Consider the following 23,568-nt stretch of genomic DNA (forward strand, 5'->3'; position numbering starts at 1 on the left):
TTTGCCAGAGAATGTGAATTTAGTAGTAGACACAAGCGGTGTCGCACTAAAAGCAGCTTTTTCAGCACAACCTGACATTGTAAAAATTAACGATGAAGAATTGGCAGAATTAACAGGATGTCCAGTTGAAACTGCAGAAGAAGCAGCAAAACTTCTCAAAGAATATGATGAAATTCCCTATTTCATTGTGACAATGGGAGGAAAAGGAGTCGTAGCACGCCTGCAGGATGATGTTTTCCAACTGACGTTTCCAATAATTCATGTTAAAAATCCTATTGCGTCAGGCGACTTTTTCCTTGGAAGTCTATGCCATGCTTTAGAAAGTAAGGGGAGAGTTGATAGAGAGGCTGTCATTCGTGCCTGTGCTTATGCAACAGCTAACTGCCTGCAATGGACTCCAAAAGTAGACCCAGCCGATGTAAAACGAATTGTAGACGAAATCGAACTAACAACATTGTAAATTCTTTCTACAGTTTATATGATATTTTTTGAATGTATTGACTTAGGAAATCCCCACTTTATATAATAAAATAGATTATTTTATTATAAGGAGGTCGTATGACTTTATCAGGACTTATTGTTTTAGCGGTATTTGTATTTCGGTTGGTATTTCTAAAAATATCGATGAAGAATGAGAAAGCGATATTGGCAAATGGTGGGCGCGAATATGGCGTGCAAAATACTAAGTATATCACTATTCTTCACATTTTATTTTACCTTTCTTGCTTTGCTGAAGCTACGATACGTCAGGTTTGGTTTGACGCACTTAGTGCTATAGGTTTGGGGCTATTGCTATTTTCAATGTTTATGCTCTATGTTGTGACGCAATTATTAGGGGACATTTGGACAGTGAAATTGATGCTTGTAAACGATCATAAGTTTGTCGATCATTGGCTTTTCCGCTATGTGAAACACCCAAATTATTTCTTGAATATCGTTCCAGAGTTGATTGGTTTAGCATTACTTTGTCATGCACTAATTTCATTTTGTATTCTATTTCCTCTGTATGCGGTAGTTTTGTATAATCGCATCAAGGAAGAAGAGAAACTGCTCAAAGAAGTCATTATCCCAAATGGTATTGCGCAGAAGTAAGCTGTTTTTAAAAGTATAGAATGAAAGATTTTAAATTTACACAAATTATCCATTTTGTATAAATTTTTAAAAAATAAAGTAAGAAAGGGTTTACAAAAGTTTGAAAATGTGTTAAACTCTATTCATAAAGTTAAATAAAACATGGATTGTAACTAAGAAATTAGGCGAGACCATAAATGACCCAAGTAAAAAATCTTGGTTTGTTTATGGTTTTTTTATGTTTTACAAAAATATTGTTAGGAAGGAGGACACAAATGTTTCGAATTGTCCAGCCACTAAATAATAATGTTGCGGTGGTCAAAAATGAAAGTGGTGAACAGGCTGTTGTCATGGGGCTCGGTATCATTTTTAAAAAGAAAAAAGGGGATTTGCTGGCAGAAGAACGAGTAGAAAAAGTCTTTCAACTAAAAAGTGAAGAATCGCGCGAAAACTTTTCTGCTTTGTTAAAAGATGTTCCCTTGGACTTTATCACGACTAGTTATGAAATTATTGATTATGGTATTCAACAGTTCCAATTTCCAGTTCAAGAGTACATCTATGTAACTTTGACAGATCATATTTATTGTAGTTATCAAGCGCTGCAAAGAAATACTTATAAAAGTAATCACTTGCCGGATATGTCGGAGCAATATCCGACGGAGTACAAAATTGCTGAGCATGCTTTGGTGATTTTAAAAGAAAAATTGGATGTGGATTTTCCAAAAGATGAGATTGGGCGGTTGGCCTTACAGTTTATCAATGCGAAAGGTGAAGATGTCGTGATTAGTAAAGATGAACAAACACTGACCCGACAAATGATTGCTTTGGTGCAAGAGGAACTTTTAAAACATGGTATTAAGCGGACAAAAAAGAATAGTAATTTTTATGATCGCTTAATGATTCATTTGACGTACTTTATTGAGCGTTTGGATCAAGATGACAGCGATTCAAAAGTTTCCATGAAGAATTTAGAAGAACATATCAAAAAGGATTATCCAGAAGCCTATCAAATTGGCGAAGATATTTATGAAGTCATTCGTCAGCATTTGGGTGGAGGACTTCATCCAAATGAGAAAGTGTATTTGGTGATTCATATTCAAAGATTATTGTAAAGGAGAAGACATGTTTCAATTACCAGAAGATTTTATTTTTGGCGGTGCAACAGCTGCTTATCAAGTAGAAGGAGTTACAAAAGAAGGTGGAAAAGGTCCGGTCGCTTGGGATGAATTTTTAGAAAAGCAAGGACGATTTTTGGCAGATCCAGCCAGCGATTTTTATCATCAATATTCAAAAGATATTGAGTTGTGTGAGAAGTTTGGCGTCAATGGTTTGCGCTTGTCTATTGCTTGGAGTCGGATTTTTCCGAATGGACGTGGTGAAGTGAATAAAGAAGGAGTAGATTTTTATCACCGTGTGTTTGCTGAATGTGCGAAACACCACGTCCTGCCATTTGTTACATTGCATCACTTTGATACTCCGAAAGTTTTGTTTGATCAAGGTGATTTTCTCAATCGTGATACGATTGAAGCGTTTGTGGAATATGCTGAATTTTGTTTTCAAGAATTTCCAGAGGTTCATCATTGGAGCACTTTTAACGAAATTTATCCTGTGGCGACCAATCAATACTTGCTCGGTGTCTTTCCTCCGGGGATTCAGTACGATTTGAGTAAGGTGATTCAATGCCTGCACAATATGATGTACGCTCATGCGCGTGTAGTAAATCTTTTTAAGGAAAAGGGTTACCTCGGTGAAATTGGAGTGGTGCATTCTTTGGAAACAAAATATCCAGCAACAGACAGCGAAGAAGATAAGTATGCAGCTTTTCTGGATGATGCGCTTTCTATTCGTTTCTTGCTAGATGCTACTTATCTAGGTTATTATTCAAACGAAACAATGGAAGCTCTTAATGAAATTTGCGCTGCTAACAATGCTAGTTATGAATTCCTTGAAAGCGACTTTGAAGAAATGAAAAAAGCTAGTCACCGAAATGATTATCTTGGAATCAACCATTATCAATGTCATTTTGTTAAGGCTTATCAGGGCGAATCAACTATTCATCATAATGGAACGGGTGATAAAGGCACTTCGGTTTATAAAGTGAAAGGCATTGGAGAACGGATTTACAAGGAAGGGATTGAACGAACAGACTGGGATTGGATTATTTACCCAGAAGGCTTGTATGACCTTTTATTGAGAATTAAGAAAGACTATCCACATTATCAAAAGATTTATATTACTGAAAATGGAATGGGCTATAAAGACGAGTTTGACAATGGTATCGTCATGGATAAGCCACGGATTGATTATTTGAAAGTGTATTTGCAATCTTTAAGCAAAGCTATTGATGCCGGTGTTGTGGTAAAAGGGTATTTCCTTTGGTCTTTGATGGATGTTTTCTCGTGGTCAAATGGCTACAATAAACGCTATGGCTTGTTTTACGTTGATTTTGAAACTCAAAAGCGTTACCCTAAGGAATCCGCTTATTGGTACAAGCATGTTAGTGAAACAAAGATTGTGATTTAAGAAGGGAGATAAGATGAATAAAAACGAATTACAAATGTTGGGATTTGAAATCGTAGCTTATTCGGGGGATGCACGTAGTTGTTTACTGAATTTGCTGAAAGAGGTTCGTCAAGGGAATTTTACAAATGTAGATGCTACTTTAAAAGAAGCAGATGAAAATTTGAATTTAGCCCACAATTCACAAACGCAGATTTTAGCACAAGAGGCAGCTGGGGAAGATTTAGATTTAGGATTTATCTTTATTCACGGTCAAGATCATTTGATGACGACATTATTGTTAAAAGAATTGATCGTAGATTTTATTGAATTATATAAAAATCAATACAAGGAGGACTAATTCCATGAACGGAATTATCAAACAAATTGAGAAAGGAAAACCTTTCTTTGAAAAAATATCACGCAATATTTATCTTGGCGCTATTCGTGACGGCTTTTTAGCCGCCATGCCTGCAATTTTATTTTCAAGTATTTTTATCTTGCTAGCAGCAATTCCAGAAATTTTTGGATTTAAGTTGCCAAATGACGTTTCCACCTGGCTTTGGAAAGTATATGGCTATTCTATGGGTGTAGTAGCTATTCTCGTGTCCGCAACGACCGCTCGTTGTTTGTCAGAATCAATGAACCGCAATATGCCGACCAACAAGACTATCAATTCGGTTTCTGTTATGTTGGCTTCCATTGTGAGCTTCCTCCTTTTAAGTGTGGATCAAATTGAAAACGGTTTAGCCAATGGCTACATGGGAACAAAAGGGATTTTAGCGGCTTTTGTAGCAGCTTTTATCACGGTAAATGTTTATAAATTCTGTGTATTGAAAGACATTACTATTAAGATGCCAAAAGAAGTTCCTGGAACAATTTCTCAAACTTTCCGTGATGTCTTTCCATTTTCATTTGCAGTATTTGCTGCTGTTCTGATTGATACAATCGTACGTTATTTCTTTGGGCATTCGTTTGCAGAAGCTGTTATCACACTTCTCCAACCTTTGTTTACTGCAGCTGATGGCTATTTAGGAATTTCAATTATTTGGGGAGCAATGGCGCTCTTCTGGTTTGTTGGTGTGCATGGTCCTTCAATTGTAGAACCAGCTATTGTCGCGATTATTTATGCAAATGTGGAAACAAATTTACAGTTGGTAAAAGCAGGTCATCATGCTTCAAACGTGTTGACAGTAGGGCTTGGAAACTTCGTTGGCACAATGGGGGGTACAGGTGCAACATTGGTTGTTCCATTCCTCTTCATGCTCTTTGCAAAATCTAAGCAATTAAAAGCTGTCGGGAAAGCTTCCTTTGTTCCGGTTTGCTTTGCAGTCAATGAACCATTGTTGTTTGCAACACCGATTATTTTAAATCCTTATTTCTTTATTCCATTTTTAATCACTCCAATAATCAATGTTTGTGCTTTCAAGTTCTTTGTTGATGTGTTAGGTATGAATAGCTTTATGTATGTCCTTCCTTGGGCAACGCCAGCACCGATTGGCTTGATTTTAGGTACGGGTGCAGGAATCTTATCTATTGTCTTGATGCTGTTGTTGATTGTAGTTGATTCTTTCATCTACCTTCCATTTATCAAAGCGTACGATGATTCATTAGTAGAAGAAGAAGCAAAAAAGGCAGAAGTGATGGAGCTCGAAGAAGCAGCAGAAGCAGAAATAGACGATCAAATTCAAGCGGTTGCAGATGGAAAGCATCATAATATTTTGGTTCTATGTGCCGGTGCAGGGACAAGCGCCATGCTAGCAAATGCACTAACAGAAGGCGCAGCAGAGTTAGGCATAGACCTCAGTTCAACAGCTGGTGCTTATGGTTCGCACTACGATATTATGAAAGATTTTGACATGGTTGTGCTAGCTCCACAAGTCAATTCTTACTATGAAGATATTAAGAAAGATACGGATAAATTGGGCATCAAACTTGTTGCGACAAAAGGTGCTGAATATATCAAATTGACACGTGATCCTAAAGGCGCTGTGCAATTCGTTCTTTCGCATTTTGAATAACTAGCCTTCTTATAAAATGTTCGTTTAAAAACTGATAAAACCTATTTCTTGTTTTATCAGTTTTTTAAAGCGAACACTAAAATATTAAACTAAATAGAAATAGGAAAACTGTATGAAAATAGGATTAAGATTGTCGCTTGTTTTTGCTGCTAGTCTTTGTTTGCTTGGAGGAGTCATTCCTATTAAAGCTAATGAAAATACTAAAATACGTGTTGATAAAGTAGAAAATTTATCATCTGATTTTATCATGGGGACGGATATTTCAACAGTAATTGCTCAAGAACAAAGTGGTGTAGAGTACAAAGATGAAAATGGGAATGTCAAAGATATCTTTGATATTTTGAAAGAAAATGGTGTAAATTACATTCGCGTCAGAGTATGGAATAATCCTTATGATCATAACGGACATGGTTATGGCGCTGGAAATAGCGATATAGAAAAGGCGATTGAGATTGGAAAACGAGCTACAGCACATGGTATGCGGCTACTAGTGGACTTTCATTATTCAGATTTTTGGGCTGATCCAGGACGTCAAGTTCCACCAAAAGATTGGACAAATATGAATGTGTCTGAAAAATCAGAGGCTTTATATCAATACACCAAAGCTAGTCTTGAAAAAATAAAAGCAGCTGGTGTAAATGTAGGAATGGTTCAAGTTGGTAATGAAACAACGAGTAGTGGGATAGCAGGTGAAGCAGGAGAGGAACGCTATCAGTTGTTTGCAGCAGGCGCCAAAGCAGTGCGAGAAGTGGATGCAACTATATTGATAGCTTTTCATTTTACCAACCCAGATAAAACGGAAACGATACTGAATTACGCAAAAGGTTTATCAGATCACCATATTGATTATGATGTGTTTGCTACTAGTTATTATAGTTTTTGGCATGGTAATTTAGATAATCTGACTTCAGTTTTAAAGACAGTGACTGAAAAGTATGGGAAAAAGACACTTGTAGCAGAGACTTCTTATGCCTATACATTAGAAGATGGAGATGGTCAACAAAATGTTATCCGAACACAAAATCAAATGCTGGTAGGTGGCTATCCTGCCTCTATTCAAGGGCAATCGCATGCCTTACGAGATGTCATTGATGCAGCCAATAAAGCAAGTGCATTAGGCATCTTTTATTGGGAACCAGCTTGGACACCGGTTAGTTCCAAAGGAAAAGAAGTAAATACACCTATTTGGGAAAAATACGGTTCGGGCTGGGCTTCTAGTGCCGTCATTGGGTATGATCCAAATGTTAATCAGGAAAATTACGGTGGCTCTGAATGGGATAATCAAGCATTGTTTGATTTTACAGGAAAAGCTTTGCCATCACTTGCGACATTTAAATATGTTTATACTGGGTTGAATACAAATCTAGAATATGATAAGAATGAAGAAGTAGAGCTGCAAGAGAGTTTGTTATCAAATTCTAGCTTTGAGGAAGAAGATCTTTCAGATTATACTTTTAACGATTTTATCAAGCGTAGACAAGACACGCCTAAAACAGGCAAGTATGTCATGAATTTCTACAATGGCACAAGCGATTATACAACTGGCGTTGAAAGAAAGGTAACACTTCCAGCAGGAACTTATCAATTTTCTGCTCAAATTCAAGGTGGTGATACGAATGGCTCTGAAGATATTTATGCTTTTGCTCGTGCTGAGGCAGTAAATGTTCAAAGTGAAAAAATCAAACTAGCTGGTTGGTCAAATTGGCAGACAGCGAAATTGAGCTTTACATTAACAAAAGAGACCGAGGTGACACTGGGAATATGTGTGAAAGCAAATAAAGGTTCATGGGGAACAATTGACGATTTGCTTTTAACCAAAGAAGGAGTAGATAAGACAAAGTTGGGAACCGCTCTTTCTTCGGCAAAAGAAAAATTAGCGGAAACTATACATTATACAAAGGATTCACTTGCGAACTTAAAAGAACAAGTAGAAAAAGCACAAGCTATTTTACAAAAAGATGATGCGACACAAGCAGAGATTGATGCAGAATGTGAAGCATTACAGACTGCCATTCGAGCCCTTGTACCACTAGAAAATCAATCTTCATCTAATGTTCAGCATGAAGATAGCAAAAAAACAAAGGAAAATTCTAATAGCAAAGAACAAAAAGGAGAAAACTCCCATGCTGGGTTGACAGATTCTGATTCGTCTAATAAAAATGGGAAGTCTTCTCAAACGAATAGGAACAAGGAAACTTTGCCTACTACAAGTGACAAAAAATTAGCTAAAACCAAAGAATTATTACCAAGTACAGGGACTAGCATGTCATATTTAGCTGGTATCGGTGTTGTTTTTCTGAGTGTCTTTGTTGCTGTCATTTCTAAGAAAAATAACCAATAAATCATTGAAAAAAAGTAGAAAGACCTCCCGCTTTCTACTTTTTCTTATCTGCGATATATTCTAATTTTTGTTGTCGTGTTTTTCTTTTAAAGAGGGCTTCGGCTGACATGGCAGAAGGTTTGTCGGGAAATTCCTCTTGATACAAAAGAGTAACAGGTAATCGTGCACGGGTGTATTTGGCGCCTTTTCCAGTATTATGCGTATAAAGTCGTTTTTTGACATCGGTCGTGTACCCTGTGTAGAGAGAGCCATCGGCGCATTCCAGAACGTACATGTAGGCTTTAGTTTCCATAGTAAATCTCATGAATTTCTGGAGTGTAGCTGCCATCTTCATTATGAATGAAAAGCGGTGGCAGGATTTTTAACCCGTCACGGGAACCATCTTTGATAGCTTCAATGAGGAGCATATTGGCTTCGCGATTTGCTTTTGGGTAAACAAACTGAATACGTTTTGGAGCTAGATTATGCGCTATCATGGTGTTAATAATATCAAGGAATCGTTCAGGACGATGCACCATTGCTAAACGTCCGTTGGACTTTAAAACTCGTTGGGAGATTCGACAGATTTCTTCCAGATTGGTCGCAATTTCATGTCGTGCAAGCAGATAGTGTCGGCTTGCGTTGAGATTAGAATGTTCATCTACTTTAAAATAAGGCGGATTGCATAAAATCATGTCCACTTTACTACCGTCAATATAGTGGGTGAGATATTTCAAATCATCCTGAATGACCTGCATTTGGTGGGTTAGACCATTTAGCTCAATAGAGCGCTCTGCCATATCTGCCAGTCTCTCTTGAATTTCAACCGCTATGATTTGAGCCTTGGTTCGGGTGCTTGCAAAAAGTCCAACAGCACCATTTCCAGCACAAAGATCCACGATAAGACCGCGCTTAGGTAAGTTTGGGAAACGGGAGAGGAGTACACTATCTACTGAGTAGCTAAAGACCTCTCGATTTTGAATAATTTTGACGTCAGTAGAAAAGAGCTGATTGACTCGCTCACCGTCTTTTAAAAGAATTTCTGCCATATACCCTTATTATATCATGATGTAGAGGAAAAGAAGTAACAAAAATAAGCAGTAAGACAAAAATGTACGGTTTTTCTTACTGCCTGTAGGTATTATTCTTAAGATTTATAAACTTTGCTCCCGTTTGTTCTGTATGTGTGTCACGACAATAAAAGTAATTGTAAAGAGAATCATCAGAATAATGTAGATAGGGAAGCTATTGCTGGTTAGAGTAGCGATTTCAATGTATTTTTGTAGAAGAATGGCTGTTCCAAAGAAGCCTACGAGGGACCAGAGGATCAGCAGAATCCGCCAGAGATTGAGTGGCAGGCAGGCACGAACAACAGATAGAAAGCCGATAGAGCCTAATAAATAATAAAGTAAAGTTGAGATTTCCACTTGTGACCAGCCATGCAGTCCACCAAAAATATTGACAAATAAAACGCTAAAGACGACCATTAGCCCGCTAGGTAGTGCCTTGAAAATTGCTTTTTTAAGGAAATCTTGTTCAACAGGTTTGATATTTCGCTCAAAGGTGAGGACAAAGGGCGGCAAACCTTCAACAAATTGGTCAATCAAGGTGATTTGAATGGGGATAAATGGAAAGACTAAGATCCATTCTGCTCGTCCCAACAGAATACTAGAAATACAAATGATTGTCAAAATGAACGAATAGGTTGTTTTAATGAGGAAAATCGGTGCAATGCGGGCGATGTTATTAACGACGCGGCGTCCTTCAAAGAGAATTTCAGGAACATCGTTAAAGTCAGAATTGAGCAAAACGAGATTGGCAACTTGTCGTGTTGCAGGATCTCCTTCAGCCATGGCAATTGAGCAGTCTGCTTCCCGTAATGCCAGAATATCATTGACTCCGTCACCAGTCATAGCTGTGGTGTGCCCTGCTTTTTTCAGGGTTTGAATGATAAGTTTCTTTTGATGAGGAGAAACGCGGCCAAAGATAGCTGTCTTTTCTGTCAGCTCAATCAACTCTTGATCCGTTACTTTTGAGCAATCAACATAACTTTGGTAGTTTGCAAATCCTGCCTTTGCAGCAATGTTTGATACAGTAATTGGATTGTCACCTGAGATGATTTTTAAGCCCACTTCTTGTGAGCGTAAGTATTCCAAAGTATCAGTTGCTCCGTCACGAATCGGGTCTGTGATTTCTAAAATGGCAATGGGTTGAATGCTACTTGGTAAGTGAATGTGTTTATGGCCAATGCGTTCAGGACTAATAGCTAAAGCGAGCACACGCGAACCACGCTTTTGAGCTTCCTGTGCTAGCTCAATTTCTTCATGAAAGAGCATTTCAGGCGCACCGAGAAAGACAGTACCTAAGTCCGACATTTCCATAGCTCCCCATTTACGGTCACTCGAAAATGGAATCATATTACTTGTTTGATAGTCAGTCGGAGTAGTAAATTGCTTGCGAATGGCTTGGGCAGTTGGATTATTGTCATCGCTTGCAGTGATATAAGCACTAAGAATGTCAGAGATTGCTTGTTCTGAAAAATCTTCTGTGAGTGGGCTGACTGTTTCAACATGCATTTTTCCTTGTGTAATGGTACCTGTCTTATCAAGACAGAGCATATCAACACGGGCCAATGTTTCAACGGAGTACATTTCTTGTACGAGGACTTTTCGTAAGCCCAGCTTGATGACAGCTGTTAAAAGAGAAGTAATCGTTAAAAGAGCAATTCCTTTTGGCAACATTCCCAGAAGAGCTGTCGAAGTATTGACAACCGAATCTTTGACAGGCAAGTGTTTTACCAAAAGTGCTTCTAGAAAGAGCGCAATTCCGAAAGGGATAATGATTTTTCCTGTAAAACCTGCAATCCTGTCCATGGATTTCATGATACGAGAATTGATTGGTTTGACAGTCTTAGCCTCTAGCATCAGTTTAGAAGCATAATTATCAGAGCCTACATGAGTGATTTTAGCAATAACACGCCCGCTGGCAAGAAAACTTCCTGAGAGCAATTGCTCCCCAATCTCCTTTTGAACAAGGTCACTTTCACCTGTCAACATGGCTTCGTTCACTTCTGCAAAACCGTCTAAAACAGTTGCGTCACTTGGAATCTGCTCCCCCGTAGCCAGTTGAATACAGTCATCCAAGACTAAGTCTTCTGGATTGATTTGACTAGATTTGCCATCGCGAATGACCGTTATCTTTTCTTTGTTTAAAAGATTCAGTTTGTCGACCATGTGTTTAGCTCGCAATTCTGTCACGATACCAGAGAGGGCATTAAAACAGATAACAGCAAAGAAAACCAAGTTGCTCCATGCTTGCACAGCAACAAGCGCCAGGGCAATTGCAAAATTTAGTGCATTAAATAGCGTAAAAACATTGCGCTTGATGATTTGCCAGGTGCTGGTACTTGTATTGGCTGTAAAATTATTGGTAAGTCCTTGTGCAATTTTTTCTTGGACTTGCTGGTGGGTTAATCCTGTAAATTCTTTCATGTTCATGAGGATAATCATACCATTTTTTTAATAAAATTTCTAATAGAATCCATTCAGCTGTAACAGTTTTAAAGCAAAAAAAGTTTGCGAGTGGGCATTGGATAAGGTATAATGGAAGAAATAAGAAGGGAGAGCCTATGTTTTATAGATATTTGAGAAGATTGGTGATGTTGATTTTATGGGCTTTAAATGGTAATGCTCACTACCACCATTTGGAGAACATTCCAGACCAAGAGGAAAATTATATTTTAGTGGCTCCACACCGTACTTGGTGGGATCCTGTTTACATGGCTTTTGCAACAAGACCCAAGCAATTTATCTTTATGGCAAAGAAAGAACTGTTCACAAATCGCGTTTTCGGCTGGTGGATTCGCATGTGTGGTGCATTTCCGATTGACCGTGAGAATCCAGGAGCATCTGCTATTAAATACCCCGTCAAGATGTTGAAATCAAGCAATCGGTCTTTGATTATGTTTCCAAGTGGAAGTCGGCATTCGACAGATGTGAAAGGTGGCGTTGCACTGATTGCTAAAATGGCAAAGGTACGCATTCTTCCAGTTGTTTATGTAGGACCGATGAGCCTGAAAGGTTTAGCAAAAGGTGAGCGTGTGGACATGGATTTTGGTCAACCGATTGATATTTCAGACATCAAAAAGATGAATGATGAAGGCCTGGAAGAAGTCGCCCGTCGTATTCAGACAGAATTTGATCGTTTAGATGCAGAAGTAGCAGCTCTTGAAGTGAAAAAAAATCCAAATATATTATTGTTGCTCCCCCGTTTGATCGCTCTGTTACTGTCAATTGTTGTTGGCTTACTAACATTTGCTTTCAGTTTCATCGCAAGTTTCGTTTGGGATCCTGATAAACATAGGAAATAAAAATCTTGTAGAAGAGGTATGCCTCACCTTTCGAGAAGGAGCATCTATGAAAATAGCAGTTTTGCTGTATCCAGCATGTTCATTGCAGGAAATCACAACTTTGACATCAATACTTTGTCTTTCTTTTGGACAATCTTTGGATTATCTTGCTTCAGAAAAGAAAGTCTATACGAGTGAAGAAGGATTGCAAGTTATTCCAGATTTTACTTTTAAAGAAGTGCAAAATGAAAAGTATGATTGCATCATATTGCCAGGCACACTAGATCCATTTGTTAGCCTTTATGATTCCAGACTAATCTCTTTTTTGGAGAGGGTAGACACAAAGCGGACGATGGTAGCGGCTATTTCCTCATCGTCTATGTTTTTAGGAAAAGCTGGTTTGTTGAGAAGCCGGTATTACACAGGTGGTCTGTATATGGAGTTGGTAGAGTATTTTTCTTTTTTGGAAACAGGAAATTTCCTCCATCAGCCTGTTGTAAAAGACAAGAATGTTATTACAGCCATTGGATTTGCTTATGTAGAATTTTCTCAGACCGTTTTGGATACTTTAGGATTAGAAGTGCCGAGCGATTTCTTTTTGAGAAAAAATTCCTACACTCCAGAAGAGTTAACGTATCATTTAGAGACTGCTGATTACCAAAAAATACTGCAAAAGATTTCACAATATGAACGATGTACCCAGGAATGATTTCCTGGTTTTTTATTGTAAATTTTAGGACAAAAAGAATAATCGATACATAAATTGTACATGAAAGCGCTTGCTAAAATAGATTTAAAATAGTATACTAAATTTAAGGTATACGGTTTTAAAAAGGTAATAAGAGTGATGCTCACTCTTAAAAGTTGATGTATTCAACATGCAATCATAAAAGGAGAAATATATGAAAAAATTGATTTTTCGATTAACAATTATGTTATCTGCTCTTATTCTCTTTCCTTTTCAAGCAGTTGAAGCCTGCACAGGTTTTATTGTTGGGAAGAACTTGACAGCAGATGGTTCGACTTTGTATGGTCGTACAGAGGATTTGGAGCCTAATCATAACAAAGTCTTTAAAGTTCATCCAGCCAAGGACAATCAAGCAGGAGAAAAACTGATTGATGAAACGAATGGCTTTGAATGGCAATTACCTGCACATAGCTATAAATATACTTCTGTTTCGGACGTTACACCAAAAGAAGGTATTTTTGATGAAGTAGGCTTCAATGAGCATGGAGTTTCCATTTCTGCTACAGTATCAGCTAAGGCGAATAAAGCTATCCAGAAAGTTGATCCTTATGTAGAAAAAGGGCTAGCAGAATCCATTATGACAACGGTTGTCTTGCCACATGTCAAAACAGCTCGTGAAGGTGTGGAGCTCATTGCAGAGATTGTCAAAAAACAAGGTGCTGCTGAAGGAAACATTGTGACAATTGCAGATAAGACAGGTGTCTGGTACATGGAAATCTTATCTGGTCATCAATATGTTGCCATTAAATATCCAGACGACAAATATAGTATTTTCCCTAATACCTTCTTCTTAGGAAGTGTTGATTTTAATGATAAGGAAAATGTCATTGCTTCAGAAAATGTAGAAAAAGTAGCACGAGATGCAAATTCCTACAAGGAAATCAATGGCAAGTTCCATATTTCTCAATCTTACAATCCGCCAATGGCAGAAGCTGATCGTTCACGGGCCTGGGCTGGTATTAAGGCTTTGAACCCAGACGCACCAGTCAATTATGATGATAAATATTTTGATTTGTTGCAATCTAGCAATAAAAAAATCAGCGTTGCAGATGTGATGCGGATGCAGCGGAACCGTTTTGAAGGAACGCAATTTAAACCCCTTGACCAAATGGAATTGGACGGGAAGGGCATTCCTCAGCGTGGAAAAGTAGATCCAGTCTATAAATATCCTCTTGGCAATCCAAACGTAATGGAAGCGCACATTTTCCAATTGAAAGATAATATCCCTGCTAGCATGGGTGGTGGCACAATGTGGCTTTCTGTTGGTAGTCCTCGTTTCGCTCCATACCTACCATATTATGGAAATATTACCAATACGTATTCAGCTTACCAAGTTGATACAACGAAGTACGACAAAAATTCGTGGTACTGGGTTGCGTCACACATTTACGATATGGCAGCCAAACATCAAAAATTATTTGGCAATAGCATTCAAGAAAAATGGAAAGCTTTGGAAGCACGATTGATTGAAGAACAAGCCAAATTAGATGAACAATACGCAGCTGCAGGTGGAGCTTCGTCAGAAGAAGTGACTGCGTCTAGTATGGCGCGTGCAGAGGAAGTCTTTAAAGAAATGAAAGCTCTAGAAGCTGAAATGGAAGAAAAGATTAAAAATGAGCAAACGCCACCAAGCTCTAGCTCAGAACCATCTTCAAGTACAAGTGAGTCATCTTCAACTTCGTCTACATCTCAATCTTCGTCAAGTACAAACGAAACTTCTACATCTAGTTCATCAGATGTTGAAAAACCAAAACCAAACGAAACTTCTGATACCTTAGTGGATACAGCTACAGGTGTTCGTTTGCAAAATGCAGATTTAGTAAAGGCTAATCTCAAATTAGCAGTTAAAAAGACGATTGAAGAAAACGCAGACAGCTATGACATTACCTTGACCAATCCAAAAGGTGAAGCAGTGTCACAAGTTAGCTCCACATTAGTGACAGTACCAGTGAAACAAGGTGCTACGGTGGATTCTGTTTATGCTATGAAAGACGGTAAGCAAGCGGAAAAATTTGATTTTGTTCTCAACGAAGACCAAACGATTAGCTTTAAAACAACACACTTCTCTACTTACAAAGTGAATTATAAAGTTGTTAAAGAAGCGCCAAAACAAAATAGACGTGGCTTCCTTCCGTCAACTGGTGAAAAAGTAACCTTCCTTGGTTTAGTAGGAATTGTCATTTTAGGAGTTGTCATCTTCATCTTAGCAAAACGTTCAAAAAAGAATAATGACTAGTTGAAGTAAGAAAATCAACATCATGTTGAAGGGATTCCCTCAAAGTTAGGTACAAACTAATTTTGGGGGATTTTTATATGAATTGGATAAATTTCTACATTGAATTGACAATGATAATGTCATTTTTGACAATAATAGTTGTCAAAAATGACACGAATGAGTTACAATAGAGATGAAAGGAGAGGAGCATATGAAGCTGGAAAATCGATTAAAAGAACTTCGAGCGCGAGATAGGTTGAATCAAACAGAGTTGGCTAAAAAAGCAGGAGTTTCTCGACAAACCGTCAGTTTGATTGAGCGGGGAGAGTATGCTCCGTCTGTCATCATTGCCTTGAAGATTGCACATATTTTTGGAGAAAACGTAGAAAATGTATTTTATCTAAAGGAGAATAGCGATGAAAATATGGATGAAAATTATCGGTTTACTAGTAGTGAGTGTTTTGCTAGGAATTTTTGTAGCAAATAGTTGGCTCGGAAATTTCCATTTTCCAACTTTTTTAAATAGTACACCTTTTGGGTGGATGATTCGTGTGCTCAATCTGCTTTTATTCTGCATGACAATTTATTTACTACAGTCTAGTCGGACAATTCAGAAACAATCGGAATCAAGAAAATGAGTTAAATGAGCAGCTTTACCAGAAGATGTTTGAAAATCTGGAATATGGTACTATCTTATTAGACGTTGTGACAATCTTGACGATTTTTGATATACTAACATCATTTAATGTATTCATTACTAAAAATAGTGTTTTGATTACAGGCAGTTTATTTCCTTATGTAGTACTTGCTTTTATTCTATATGGACAATATTGTCTCCAAAAGACAATTGAGTAGGTTCGGCATTTTAAATTGCCAATCGTTACATTTCCTGAAGATGTTTTAACCTTGATGAAGACCTATGATGAAGCAGAAAGAGAAGCACATTATGAGCAGAGCTTTAAGATTCTTTTTCAGTTAAATCAGTTCATTTTGCCAGCGTTCTACATCCTCCTGTTTACTATTTCGCTTCTATTACGTGAAGTTCAATACCTTCCTATTGCAATCGTGGTCTTTATCCACCTCTACATCAATGTAGTAAATATTTCTATGATAAAGAAATACTTTAAATAAGGCTGGTCAAAAAGTATCTCTGACTCTATCTCATTTAGTGATAAGCGAATAGCACAGTAGGTGATTGCTCAAAGCATTGCTTTGAGGTGGCGGATAGGGCTTGCGAAGCAAGTCTCAAACCTGTTCGCTTTTCAAGCTAGAAAGAACACTTTTGACGAAAACTCTGTTTTCTTTATCCACCGCCTCAACAGTCAGGGAGACTGTTGAGCAGTCTTGCATGTAGGGAACTACGAACTTAAATTTTTCAAGATAAGTTCTGGCCCAATCTTATGAAACATAACTAGTTATACGAGGAGCATTTTAATGAAAAAAATAGCCCATCTTGGACTTGGAATTTTAAAATTATTGGGACTGATTGTGTTAGTCATGGCTATCAATGGCATTCCTATGTTGTTTCTAGCTAGAGGGCAAGATTTGCCCGTGTATATAGAAATTTTACTGGTGTTAGCCTACCTTGTGCTCGTGTTTTTTGCTATCCGCACTTTATGGAGAAGATACCAAACACACATCTCAAAAGACGTCAAAGTTCTGTCGTTTTCTTGGGGAGATTTTGGAAAAGCCTTGTTATTCTTTTTAGTGGCGAGAGTGGTAGCAGTAGTTGGAACTTATCTAAATATTCTTTTAACAGGACAAAGTACGACCAGCAACGATAACGCTTTACAAAGTCTAGGAAAAATTATGTCTGTTAATCATATCTTTTTTGCTCTGTTATATGTAGTAACTGTTGCAATAATAGCTCCGGTGATTGAAGAATTAGTATTCCGTGGTTTTGCGACAATCTTTTTCTTTGAGAAAGATCAAAAAATATCAGCAGCCATCATAACATCTATCATTTTTGCACTTCCTCATATTTCAAAATGGACAGAGTTTCCACTTTATTTTGCCATGGGATTAGTGCTTTATGCTGCCTTTGCACGTCGAGAAAATCTCAAGGATTCAATAGCTGTGCATATTTTAAACAACACACCAGCAGCTCTCGTTATGCTGCTTACGATGTTTCAATAGTGGTTTAAAAATGGCAAATCATTCATAATTTAAAATCAAAAACACGAAAGGAGTAGTACCACTTATTGTTGGTATGTCCCATTCGTGTTTTTGTGTTATTAGATATTATTTTTGTTAATTGATATTTTATAACCCGTAATTATAATCGTCATCTTGCATGGCTTCAACTTCACCAAGAAGATAACCATTTCCAACTTGAGAAAAGAAATCGTGGTTAGAGGTTCCAGTTGAAATACCATTCATGACAATCGGATTGACGTCATCGGCCGTGTCAGGGAAAAGTGGGTCTTGACCAAGATTCATCAGAGCCTTATTAGCATTATACCGAAGGAAAGTTTTGACTTCTTCTGTCCAGCCGACACCGTCATATAAGGTTTCTGTGTAACCCTCCTCATTTTCATAGAGGGTGTATAGCAGGTCGTACATCCATTCTCGGAATGTTTCTTGTTCTTCTTCTGACAATTCGTTGAAACCAAGTTGAAACTTGTAGCCGATATAAGTACCGTGAACAGATTCGTCACGGATAATCAATTTGATGATTTCAGCGACATTGGCTAATTTGTTATTCCCAAGATAGTAGAGCGGAGTAAAGAAACCAGAGTAGAAGAGGAAGGTTTCCAGAAAGACACTGGCAACCTTCTTTTCAAGAGCATTTCCATTGAGGTAAATCTCATTGATAATTTCAGCTTTCTTTTGTAAATAAGGGTTTGTATTCGTCCATTCAAAAATTTCGTCAATTTCTGATTTCGTGTTAAGGGTTGAGAAAATAGATGAATACGATTTGGCATGAACAGACTCCATGAATTGGATGTTATTCAACACAGCCTCTTCATGAGGCGTACGAATATCCCCTCGGATAGCTTCAACACCTGATTGGGATTGCATCGTATCCAATAATGTTAATCCGCCGAAGACCTTACCAACAAGGTCTTTTTCTTCAGGTGATAATTTTCTCCAGTCATCCAAATCATTGGAGAGGGGGATTCGCGTATCGAGCCAGAATTGCTCGGTCAGCTTTTCCCAAGTAGATTTGTCAATGACATCTTCAATGGCATTCCAATTTATGGCTTTGTAATAGGTTTTCATGTTGATTACTTTCCTTTATTCCAGTTGATTTTTATCGTTTACAGATAGTTTAAATTTGTTCTGAAAGGCTTTTAGAAACTTTATATAATACAAAAGAATCTCGCTCATAGCAGTTGTTGTGCTAACATAAACAAGAGAAATTTTAATCCTCGTTAAATCACGCAGCTCTCACACTGGTTGGCTCCAACTTCGCCGCCGTCATCTGTAAAGGTGCGGACATAGTAGATCGATTTGATGCCCTTGTTAAAGGCATAGTTGCGCAGGATAGACAGGTCGCGTGTCGTTTGTTTGTTTTCGGTTTTCCATTCGTAGAGTCCTTGCGGAATGTCGCTACGCATAAAGAGGGTCAGAGATAGTCCTTGATCTACATGCTCAGTCGCTGCTGCATAGACATCAATGACCTTGCGCATATCCATGTCGTAAGCACTGGTATAATAAGGAATCGTCTCAGTTGATAGACCAGCTGCGGGATAGTAGATTTTTCCGATTTTCTTTTCTTGGCGTTCTTCGATGCGTTGCGTAATAGGGTGGATAGAAGCAGATACATCATTGATATAGCTGATAGAGCCATTCGGTGCAACGGCTAGGCGGTTTTGATGGTAGAGACCGTCAGCCTTAACCTTATCGCGTAACTCTGCCCAGTCTTCTGCAGACGGGATAAAGATGCCTGTGAAGAGTTCTTTGACACGGTCAGACTGAGGTACAAATTCACCCGTCAGGTATTTGTCAAAGTAAGTACCGTTGGCATAATCAGATTTTTCAAAGTTGTGGAAAGTCATGCCACGCTCACGAGCAATATTGTTGGATTCAACAAGTGTCCAATAATTCATGAGCATAAAGTAAATGCTGGTAAACTCAACTGATTCAGCTGAACCATATTCAATCAACTGTTGAGCCAGATAACTGTGTAAGCCCATGGCTCCTAGCCCAAAAGTATGAGCTAAGCTATTGCCATGATCAATAGTCGGAACGGCTTTGATGTGAGAGCTATCTGTAACAAACGTTAGCGCCCGCGTCATGGTACGGATAGACTTACCGAAATCTGGTGAAGTCATCATATTGACTACATTGGTCGACCCAAGATTGCAAGAAACATCCGTTCCCAAATGTACAAATTCTTGAGCATCATTCAGGAGACTTGGTTCTTGTACTTGCAGGATTTCAGAGCAGAGATTACTCATGATGATTTTACCGTCGATTGGATTTGAACGGTTAGCTGTATCGATATTTACGACATAAGGATAGCCAGATTCTTGTTGGAGTTTAGAAATTTCTGTTTCTAAATCACGAGCTTTAATTTTCGTTTTATTAATCTTAGGGTTGGCAACCAATTCGTCATATTTTTCAGTAATATCAATATAAGCAAATGGGACACCGTACTCGCGTTCAATAGAGTAAGGACTGAAGAGGTACATTTCCTCATTCTTACGAGCTAATTCGTAAAATTTATCTGGAATGACAACTCCTAAAGAAAGAGTTTTAACCCGAACTTTTTCGTCAGCATTTTCTTTCTTTGTAGAAAGGAAAGCGATGATATCTGGGTGGAAGACATTGAGGTAAACAACCCCGGCTCCCTGACGTTGCCCCAGCTGGTTAGAGTAAGAGAAGCTGTCCTCAAACAGTTTCATCACTGGTACAACACCAGAAGCAGCCCCTTCATACCCTTTGATGGGAGCACCTGCTTCACGCAGGTTACTGAGAGAGATCCCAACGCCACCACCGATACGAGATAGCTGCAGAGCAGAGTTAATGGAGCGGCCGATAGAGTTCATATCATCTGTTACTTGGATGAGGAAGCAAGAAACTAGTTCACCGCGACGGGCACGTCCTGCATTGAGGAAGCTTGGTGTAGCCGGTTGATAGCGCTGGTGAATAATTTCATTGGCAATATCCTTGGCGATTGCTTCATTACCGTTGGCAAAATAGAGCGCATTGAAAAGAACGCGGTCTTCCATGCTTTCAAGGTAATACTCGCCGTCATTTGTTTTGAGAGCGTATTGATTGTAGAATTTATAAGCTGCCATGAAAGATTTAAAGTGGAAATCTTGCTCATGAATGAAGGAAGCTAGCTCTTCGATGTATTCAGGTGAATAAAGCTGGATGAATTCTTTTTCTAAATAGTTTTCTTGAATTAAATAGTGAATTTTTTCTGTGATAGAAGAGAATTTTTTCGTATTTGGTTCAACATTTTCTTTAAAGAATGCTTCCAAGGCTTCCTTATCTTTGTGAAGCATAATCTGTCCGTTGATTGGACGGTTGATTTCGTTATTCAGACGGAAATACGTCACGTCTTCGAGTTGTTTAAGTCCCATATTGTTCCTTTTCTAAATAATTGAATTGTTTTGCAAAAGAAAGAGCTTCTATGGTTTATAGAAGCGGCTGGATAGCTCTATGATTACAACAATTTTATGATAATTTTTTTAATTTACCAGGTTGAAAACCGGAAAATGCTTCCGTTGGAGTTTGAACGACTGGAGCAGCATTAAAGCCTAAGCTTTTCACATGATTGATGTATTCAGGCTGTTCGTCCAAATTGATTTCACGATATTCCACATGGTTAGTGTCTAAGAAGCGTTTTGTCATTTTGCACTGCACGCAATTGTTTTTTGAGTAAATAGTTACCATAATGAACTCCTAATTTCTTTAAATTCAGTATGGAATTAGTATATCCAAAGCAGGGAATTTTGTCAACTATTATGTTCTAAATATTGTGTTTTGTTTTGGGGTTTTAAATACCATGATACTAGATATAGTGTTTTCTTGGAAAAAGAAAAAGATAGAATGAACTCCTGTTTTGGGCTTCGTTAGACTAAGCTTTCCTTAGGGAACAATGGATTAAAAATGTGTCAATTAATTGGACAGTGAAAATCTCGTTTTAATGAAATTTCAGTAATTCTCATAAAAAAGACTTGCTGAATACACATAAAATTCTTGAAAAAATTTTACAAAGATGTTATAATCTAGAATTGTAAGGGTTATCACATGAGACCCCAAAAAGATTACATTAAAGGAGAGTCAAACTATGGCTTCTAAAGATTTCCACATTGTGGCAGAAACAGGTATTCACGCACGTCCAGCAACTTTGTTAGTTCAAACTGCTAGCAAATTTGCTTCAGATATTACTCTTGAATACAAAGGTAAATCAGTAAACCTCAAATCAATCATGGGTGTTATGAGCCTTGGTGTTGGTCAAGGGGCTGATGTAACAATTACTGCAGAAGGTGCAGACGCTGATGATGCAATTGTAGCAATCGCAGAAACAATGACAAAAGAAGGATTGGCTTAACATGACAGAAATGCTAAAAGGAATTGCAGCATCTGACGGTGTTGCTGTTGCTAAGGCATATCTACTTGTTCAACCGGATTTATCATTTGAGACTGCTTCAGTCGAAGATACAAATGCAGAAGAGGCTCGTTTGGATGTAGCTCTTGAAGCTTCACAGAACGAGCTTTCTGTTATCCGTGAGAAAGCAGTAGAAAGCCTTGGAGAAGAAGCAGCTCAAGTATTTGATGCTCACTTAATGGTACTTTCTGACCCAGAAATGATTGGTCAGATTAAAGAAACAATTCGTGCAAAAAAAGTGAATGCTGAAGCAGGTCTGAAAGAAGTAACAGACATGTTCATCACTCTCTTTGAAAATATGGAAGATAATCCATACATGCAAGAACGTGCGGCAGATATTCGCGACGTGACCAAACGTGTGTTGGCTCACTTGCTTGGTGTACGCTTGCCAAACCCTGCTATGATCAATGAAGAAGTGGTTGTGATTGCCCATGACTTGACTCCTTCTGATACCGCTCAATTAGATAAAAACTTTGTTAAAGCTTTTGTAACCAATATTGGTGGACGTACAAGTCACTCAGCTATTATGGCGCGTACGCTTGAAATCGCAGCGGTATTGGGAACAAATAATATCACTGAACTCGTTAAAGATGGCGATATCATTGCAGCAAATGGTATCACTGGTGAAGTAATCATCAATCCAACTGAAGAGCAAGTAGCAGAATTCAAGGCAGCGGGTGAAGCCTATGCCAAACAAAAGGCTGAATGGGATTTGCTGAAAGATGCTGAAACAGTAACAGCTGACGGAAAACATTTTGAACTGGCTGCAAACATCGGTACACCTAAGGATGTCGAAGGTGTCAACGCTAATGGTGCAGAAGCTGTCGGGCTTTACCGTACTGAGTTTCTTTATATGGATTCGCAAGATTTCCCAACAGAAGATGAGCAATATGAAGCTTACAAAGCTGTTTTGGAAGGCATGAATGGTAAGCCAGTTGTTGTCCGTACAATGGATATTGGCGGGGACAAAGAGCTTCCTTACTTTGATCTTCCAAAAGAAATGAATCCATTCCTTGGATTCCGTGCGCTTCGTATTTCAATTTCGGAAACAGGAAATGCAATGTTCCGCACACAATTACGTGCACTTTTGCGTGCATCTGTTCATGGGCAATTGCGGATCATGTTCCCAATGGTTGCTTTGTTGACTGAATTCCGTGCTGCAAAAGGTATTTTAGAAGAAGAAAAAGCTAAATTGCTTGCAGAAGGTGTGGCAGTTGCGGACAATATTCAAGTTGGTATCATGATTGAAATTCCAGCAGCAGCAATGCTTGCTGACCAATTTGCAAAAGAAGTTGACTTCTTCTCAATTGGTACCAATGATTTGATTCAATACACAATGGCTGCTGACCGTATGAATGAACAAGTTTCTTACTTGTACCAACCATACAATCCTTCTATCCTTCGCTTAGTGGATCGAGTGGTCAAAGCTGCTCACGCTGAAGGCAAGTGGGCTGGTATGTGTGGTGAAATGGCAGGTGACCAAACTGCTGTTCCACTTCTAGTTGGTATCGGTCTGGATGAGTTCTCAATGAGTGCAACATCTGTTCTTCGTACACGTAGCTTGATGAAGAAATTGGATACGAAGAAGATGCAAGAACTTGCTCAACGTGCTCTTACAGAATGTGCAACGATGGAAGAAGTTCTTGAACTTGAAAAAGAATATCTTGATTTTGAATAATATCGAAACGGAGACCATGGTCAATTAAGACAATTGGAATCTCAATTACTGAAAGAGGGCGTTGTTGTCCTCTTTTTTATATTGCAGATAATTTAGGTTTTCC

Annotated in this window: 21 protein-coding genes; 15 read left to right on the plus strand and 6 right to left on the minus strand. The window is 38.3% G+C overall.

Annotation, left to right across the window (positions count from 1 at the left end):
• From HMPREF2887_RS01965 to HMPREF2887_RS01995, 7 genes are all read left to right on the plus strand, one after another.
• Nucleotides 1–460, plus strand: a 460-nt coding sequence (locus HMPREF2887_RS01965; protein ID WP_261673788.1) for a PfkB family carbohydrate kinase, incomplete at its 5' end; no start/stop codon positions are given.
• Nucleotides 461–558: 98 nt separating this feature from the next.
• Nucleotides 559–1,092, plus strand: coding sequence for an isoprenylcysteine carboxyl methyltransferase family protein (locus tag HMPREF2887_RS01970; RefSeq protein ID WP_021001916.1), 534 nt, complete (start codon nucleotides 559–561; stop codon nucleotides 1,090–1,092).
• A 254-nt stretch (nucleotides 1,093–1,346) separates the two neighbouring features.
• On the plus strand, nucleotides 1,347–2,183 hold the full coding sequence (locus tag HMPREF2887_RS01975) for a PRD domain-containing protein (RefSeq protein WP_021001915.1): 837 nt from the start codon (nucleotides 1,347–1,349) through the stop codon (nucleotides 2,181–2,183).
• A gap of 10 nt (nucleotides 2,184–2,193) precedes the next feature.
• Nucleotides 2,194–3,594 (plus strand): 6-phospho-beta-galactosidase, encoded by a 1,401-nt coding sequence (lacG, locus tag HMPREF2887_RS01980; protein ID WP_021001914.1) that lies wholly within the window; start codon nucleotides 2,194–2,196, stop codon nucleotides 3,592–3,594.
• A gap of 13 nt (nucleotides 3,595–3,607) precedes the next feature.
• Nucleotides 3,608–3,931 carry a PTS sugar transporter subunit IIA gene (locus HMPREF2887_RS01985; protein WP_021001913.1) on the plus strand — a complete coding sequence of 108 codons (324 nt, stop codon included), beginning with the start codon at nucleotides 3,608–3,610 and terminating at the stop codon, nucleotides 3,929–3,931.
• A gap of 4 nt (nucleotides 3,932–3,935) precedes the next feature.
• Nucleotides 3,936–5,591 carry a PTS lactose transporter subunit IIBC gene (locus HMPREF2887_RS01990; protein WP_057489733.1) on the plus strand — a complete coding sequence of 552 codons (1,656 nt, stop codon included), beginning with the start codon at nucleotides 3,936–3,938 and terminating at the stop codon, nucleotides 5,589–5,591.
• 112 nt (nucleotides 5,592–5,703) lie between these two features.
• Nucleotides 5,704–7,932: a glycosyl hydrolase 53 family protein gene (locus HMPREF2887_RS01995; RefSeq protein ID WP_057489732.1), complete on the plus strand. Its 2,229-nt coding sequence runs from the start codon at nucleotides 5,704–5,706 to the stop codon at nucleotides 7,930–7,932.
• 34 nt (nucleotides 7,933–7,966) lie between these two features.
• Here the strand turns inward: HMPREF2887_RS01995 and HMPREF2887_RS02000 are convergent, their stop codons facing one another.
• From HMPREF2887_RS02000 to HMPREF2887_RS02010, 3 genes are all read right to left on the minus strand, one after another.
• Nucleotides 7,967–8,224, minus strand: coding sequence for a GIY-YIG nuclease family protein (locus HMPREF2887_RS02000; protein WP_057489731.1), 258 nt, complete (start codon nucleotides 8,222–8,224; stop codon nucleotides 7,967–7,969).
• Nucleotides 8,214–8,960 carry a tRNA1(Val) (adenine(37)-N6)-methyltransferase gene (locus tag HMPREF2887_RS02005; protein WP_057489730.1) on the minus strand — a complete coding sequence of 249 codons (747 nt, stop codon included), beginning with the start codon at nucleotides 8,958–8,960 and terminating at the stop codon, nucleotides 8,214–8,216. The genes HMPREF2887_RS02000 and HMPREF2887_RS02005 overlap by 11 nt, the downstream gene beginning before the upstream one ends.
• 105 nt (nucleotides 8,961–9,065) lie before the next feature.
• Nucleotides 9,066–11,420, minus strand: coding sequence for a cation-translocating P-type ATPase (locus HMPREF2887_RS02010; RefSeq protein WP_057489729.1), 2,355 nt, complete (start codon nucleotides 11,418–11,420; stop codon nucleotides 9,066–9,068).
• 119 nt (nucleotides 11,421–11,539) lie between these two features.
• Between HMPREF2887_RS02010 and HMPREF2887_RS02015 the strand changes: the two genes are divergently transcribed.
• The 6 genes from HMPREF2887_RS02015 to HMPREF2887_RS02050 all read left to right on the plus strand — a co-directional run bounded on the left by HMPREF2887_RS02015 (nucleotide 11,540) and on the right by HMPREF2887_RS02050 (nucleotide 17,358).
• A complete protein-coding gene (locus HMPREF2887_RS02015; RefSeq protein WP_021001908.1) occupies nucleotides 11,540–12,280 on the plus strand; it encodes a lysophospholipid acyltransferase family protein in 741 nt (246 codons plus the stop codon).
• 46 nt (nucleotides 12,281–12,326) lie between these two features.
• Nucleotides 12,327–12,968: a DJ-1/PfpI family protein gene (locus HMPREF2887_RS02020; RefSeq protein ID WP_021001907.1), complete on the plus strand. Its 642-nt coding sequence runs from the start codon at nucleotides 12,327–12,329 to the stop codon at nucleotides 12,966–12,968.
• Between the two features lie 193 nt (nucleotides 12,969–13,161).
• A complete protein-coding gene (locus HMPREF2887_RS02025; RefSeq protein ID WP_021001906.1) occupies nucleotides 13,162–15,243 on the plus strand; it encodes a C69 family dipeptidase in 2,082 nt (693 codons plus the stop codon).
• Between the two features lie 190 nt (nucleotides 15,244–15,433).
• A complete protein-coding gene (locus tag HMPREF2887_RS02030; protein WP_080655061.1) occupies nucleotides 15,434–15,709 on the plus strand; it encodes a helix-turn-helix transcriptional regulator in 276 nt (91 codons plus the stop codon).
• 383 nt (nucleotides 15,710–16,092) lie between these two features.
• Nucleotides 16,093–16,353, plus strand: coding sequence for a DUF3169 family protein (locus HMPREF2887_RS10385; protein WP_041784024.1), 261 nt, complete (start codon nucleotides 16,093–16,095; stop codon nucleotides 16,351–16,353).
• Nucleotides 16,354–16,656: 303 nt separating this feature from the next.
• Nucleotides 16,657–17,358, plus strand: coding sequence for a CPBP family intramembrane glutamic endopeptidase (locus tag HMPREF2887_RS02050; RefSeq protein ID WP_057489727.1), 702 nt, complete (start codon nucleotides 16,657–16,659; stop codon nucleotides 17,356–17,358).
• A gap of 126 nt (nucleotides 17,359–17,484) precedes the next feature.
• Here the strand turns inward: HMPREF2887_RS02050 and nrdF are convergent, their stop codons facing one another.
• From nrdF to nrdH, 3 genes are all read right to left on the minus strand, one after another.
• Complete coding sequence (nrdF, locus tag HMPREF2887_RS02055) at nucleotides 17,485–18,444, minus strand: class 1b ribonucleoside-diphosphate reductase subunit beta (RefSeq protein WP_021001903.1); 960 nt, start codon at nucleotides 18,442–18,444, stop codon at nucleotides 17,485–17,487.
• Between the two features lie 152 nt (nucleotides 18,445–18,596).
• A complete protein-coding gene (gene nrdE, locus HMPREF2887_RS02060; RefSeq protein WP_021001902.1) occupies nucleotides 18,597–20,756 on the minus strand; it encodes a class 1b ribonucleoside-diphosphate reductase subunit alpha in 2,160 nt (719 codons plus the stop codon).
• A gap of 94 nt (nucleotides 20,757–20,850) precedes the next feature.
• Complete coding sequence (nrdH, locus tag HMPREF2887_RS02065; protein ID WP_021001901.1) at nucleotides 20,851–21,069, minus strand: glutaredoxin-like protein NrdH; 219 nt, start codon at nucleotides 21,067–21,069, stop codon at nucleotides 20,851–20,853.
• Nucleotides 21,070–21,466: 397 nt separating this feature from the next.
• Between nrdH and HMPREF2887_RS02070 the strand changes: the two genes are divergently transcribed.
• Both HMPREF2887_RS02070 and ptsP read left to right on the plus strand, forming a co-directional pair.
• The gene (locus HMPREF2887_RS02070) at nucleotides 21,467–21,730 is read left to right on the plus strand and encodes a phosphocarrier protein HPr (RefSeq protein ID WP_003023815.1); all 264 of its coding nucleotides are present in this window, start codon (nucleotides 21,467–21,469) and stop codon (nucleotides 21,728–21,730) included.
• Between the two features lies 1 nt (nucleotide 21,731).
• Entirely contained in the window at nucleotides 21,732–23,465 is a 1,734-nt protein-coding gene (gene ptsP / locus HMPREF2887_RS02075) for a phosphoenolpyruvate--protein phosphotransferase (RefSeq protein WP_003023818.1), read from the plus strand.
• Nucleotides 23,466–23,568 lie beyond the last annotated feature (103 nt).

The organism is Streptococcus sp. HMSC071H03 (assembly GCF_001813035.1).
In the GTDB taxonomy this organism is placed as follows: Bacteria; Bacillota; Bacilli; order Lactobacillales; family Streptococcaceae; genus Streptococcus; species Streptococcus anginosus.

Coding starts and splice junctions, on each gene's coding strand:
- HMPREF2887_RS01970 (WP_021001916.1), top strand. CDS start 559: ATGACTTTATCAGGACTTATTGTTTTAGCGGTATTTGTATTTCGGTTG.
- HMPREF2887_RS01975 (WP_021001915.1), top strand. CDS start 1,347: ATGTTTCGAATTGTCCAGCCACTAAATAATAATGTTGCGGTGGTCAAA.
- lacG (WP_021001914.1), top strand. CDS start 2,194: ATGTTTCAATTACCAGAAGATTTTATTTTTGGCGGTGCAACAGCTGCT.
- HMPREF2887_RS01985 (WP_021001913.1), top strand. CDS start 3,608: ATGAATAAAAACGAATTACAAATGTTGGGATTTGAAATCGTAGCTTAT.
- HMPREF2887_RS01990 (WP_057489733.1), top strand. CDS start 3,936: ATGAACGGAATTATCAAACAAATTGAGAAAGGAAAACCTTTCTTTGAA.
- HMPREF2887_RS01995 (WP_057489732.1), top strand. CDS start 5,704: ATGAAAATAGGATTAAGATTGTCGCTTGTTTTTGCTGCTAGTCTTTGT.
- HMPREF2887_RS02000 (WP_057489731.1), bottom strand. CDS start 8,224: ATGGAAACTAAAGCCTACATGTACGTTCTGGAATGCGCCGATGGCTCT.
- HMPREF2887_RS02005 (WP_057489730.1), bottom strand. CDS start 8,960: ATGGCAGAAATTCTTTTAAAAGACGGTGAGCGAGTCAATCAGCTCTTT.
- HMPREF2887_RS02010 (WP_057489729.1), bottom strand. CDS start 11,420: ATGATTATCCTCATGAACATGAAAGAATTTACAGGATTAACCCACCAG.
- HMPREF2887_RS02015 (WP_021001908.1), top strand. CDS start 11,540: ATGTTTTATAGATATTTGAGAAGATTGGTGATGTTGATTTTATGGGCT.
- HMPREF2887_RS02020 (WP_021001907.1), top strand. CDS start 12,327: ATGAAAATAGCAGTTTTGCTGTATCCAGCATGTTCATTGCAGGAAATC.
- HMPREF2887_RS02025 (WP_021001906.1), top strand. CDS start 13,162: ATGAAAAAATTGATTTTTCGATTAACAATTATGTTATCTGCTCTTATT.
- HMPREF2887_RS02030 (WP_080655061.1), top strand. CDS start 15,434: ATGAAGCTGGAAAATCGATTAAAAGAACTTCGAGCGCGAGATAGGTTG.
- HMPREF2887_RS02050 (WP_057489727.1), top strand. CDS start 16,657: ATGAAAAAAATAGCCCATCTTGGACTTGGAATTTTAAAATTATTGGGA.
- nrdF (WP_021001903.1), bottom strand. CDS start 18,444: ATGAAAACCTATTACAAAGCCATAAATTGGAATGCCATTGAAGATGTC.
- nrdE (WP_021001902.1), bottom strand. CDS start 20,756: ATGGGACTTAAACAACTCGAAGACGTGACGTATTTCCGTCTGAATAAC.
- nrdH (WP_021001901.1), bottom strand. CDS start 21,069: ATGGTAACTATTTACTCAAAAAACAATTGCGTGCAGTGCAAAATGACA.
- HMPREF2887_RS02070 (WP_003023815.1), top strand. CDS start 21,467: ATGGCTTCTAAAGATTTCCACATTGTGGCAGAAACAGGTATTCACGCA.
- ptsP (WP_003023818.1), top strand. CDS start 21,732: ATGACAGAAATGCTAAAAGGAATTGCAGCATCTGACGGTGTTGCTGTT.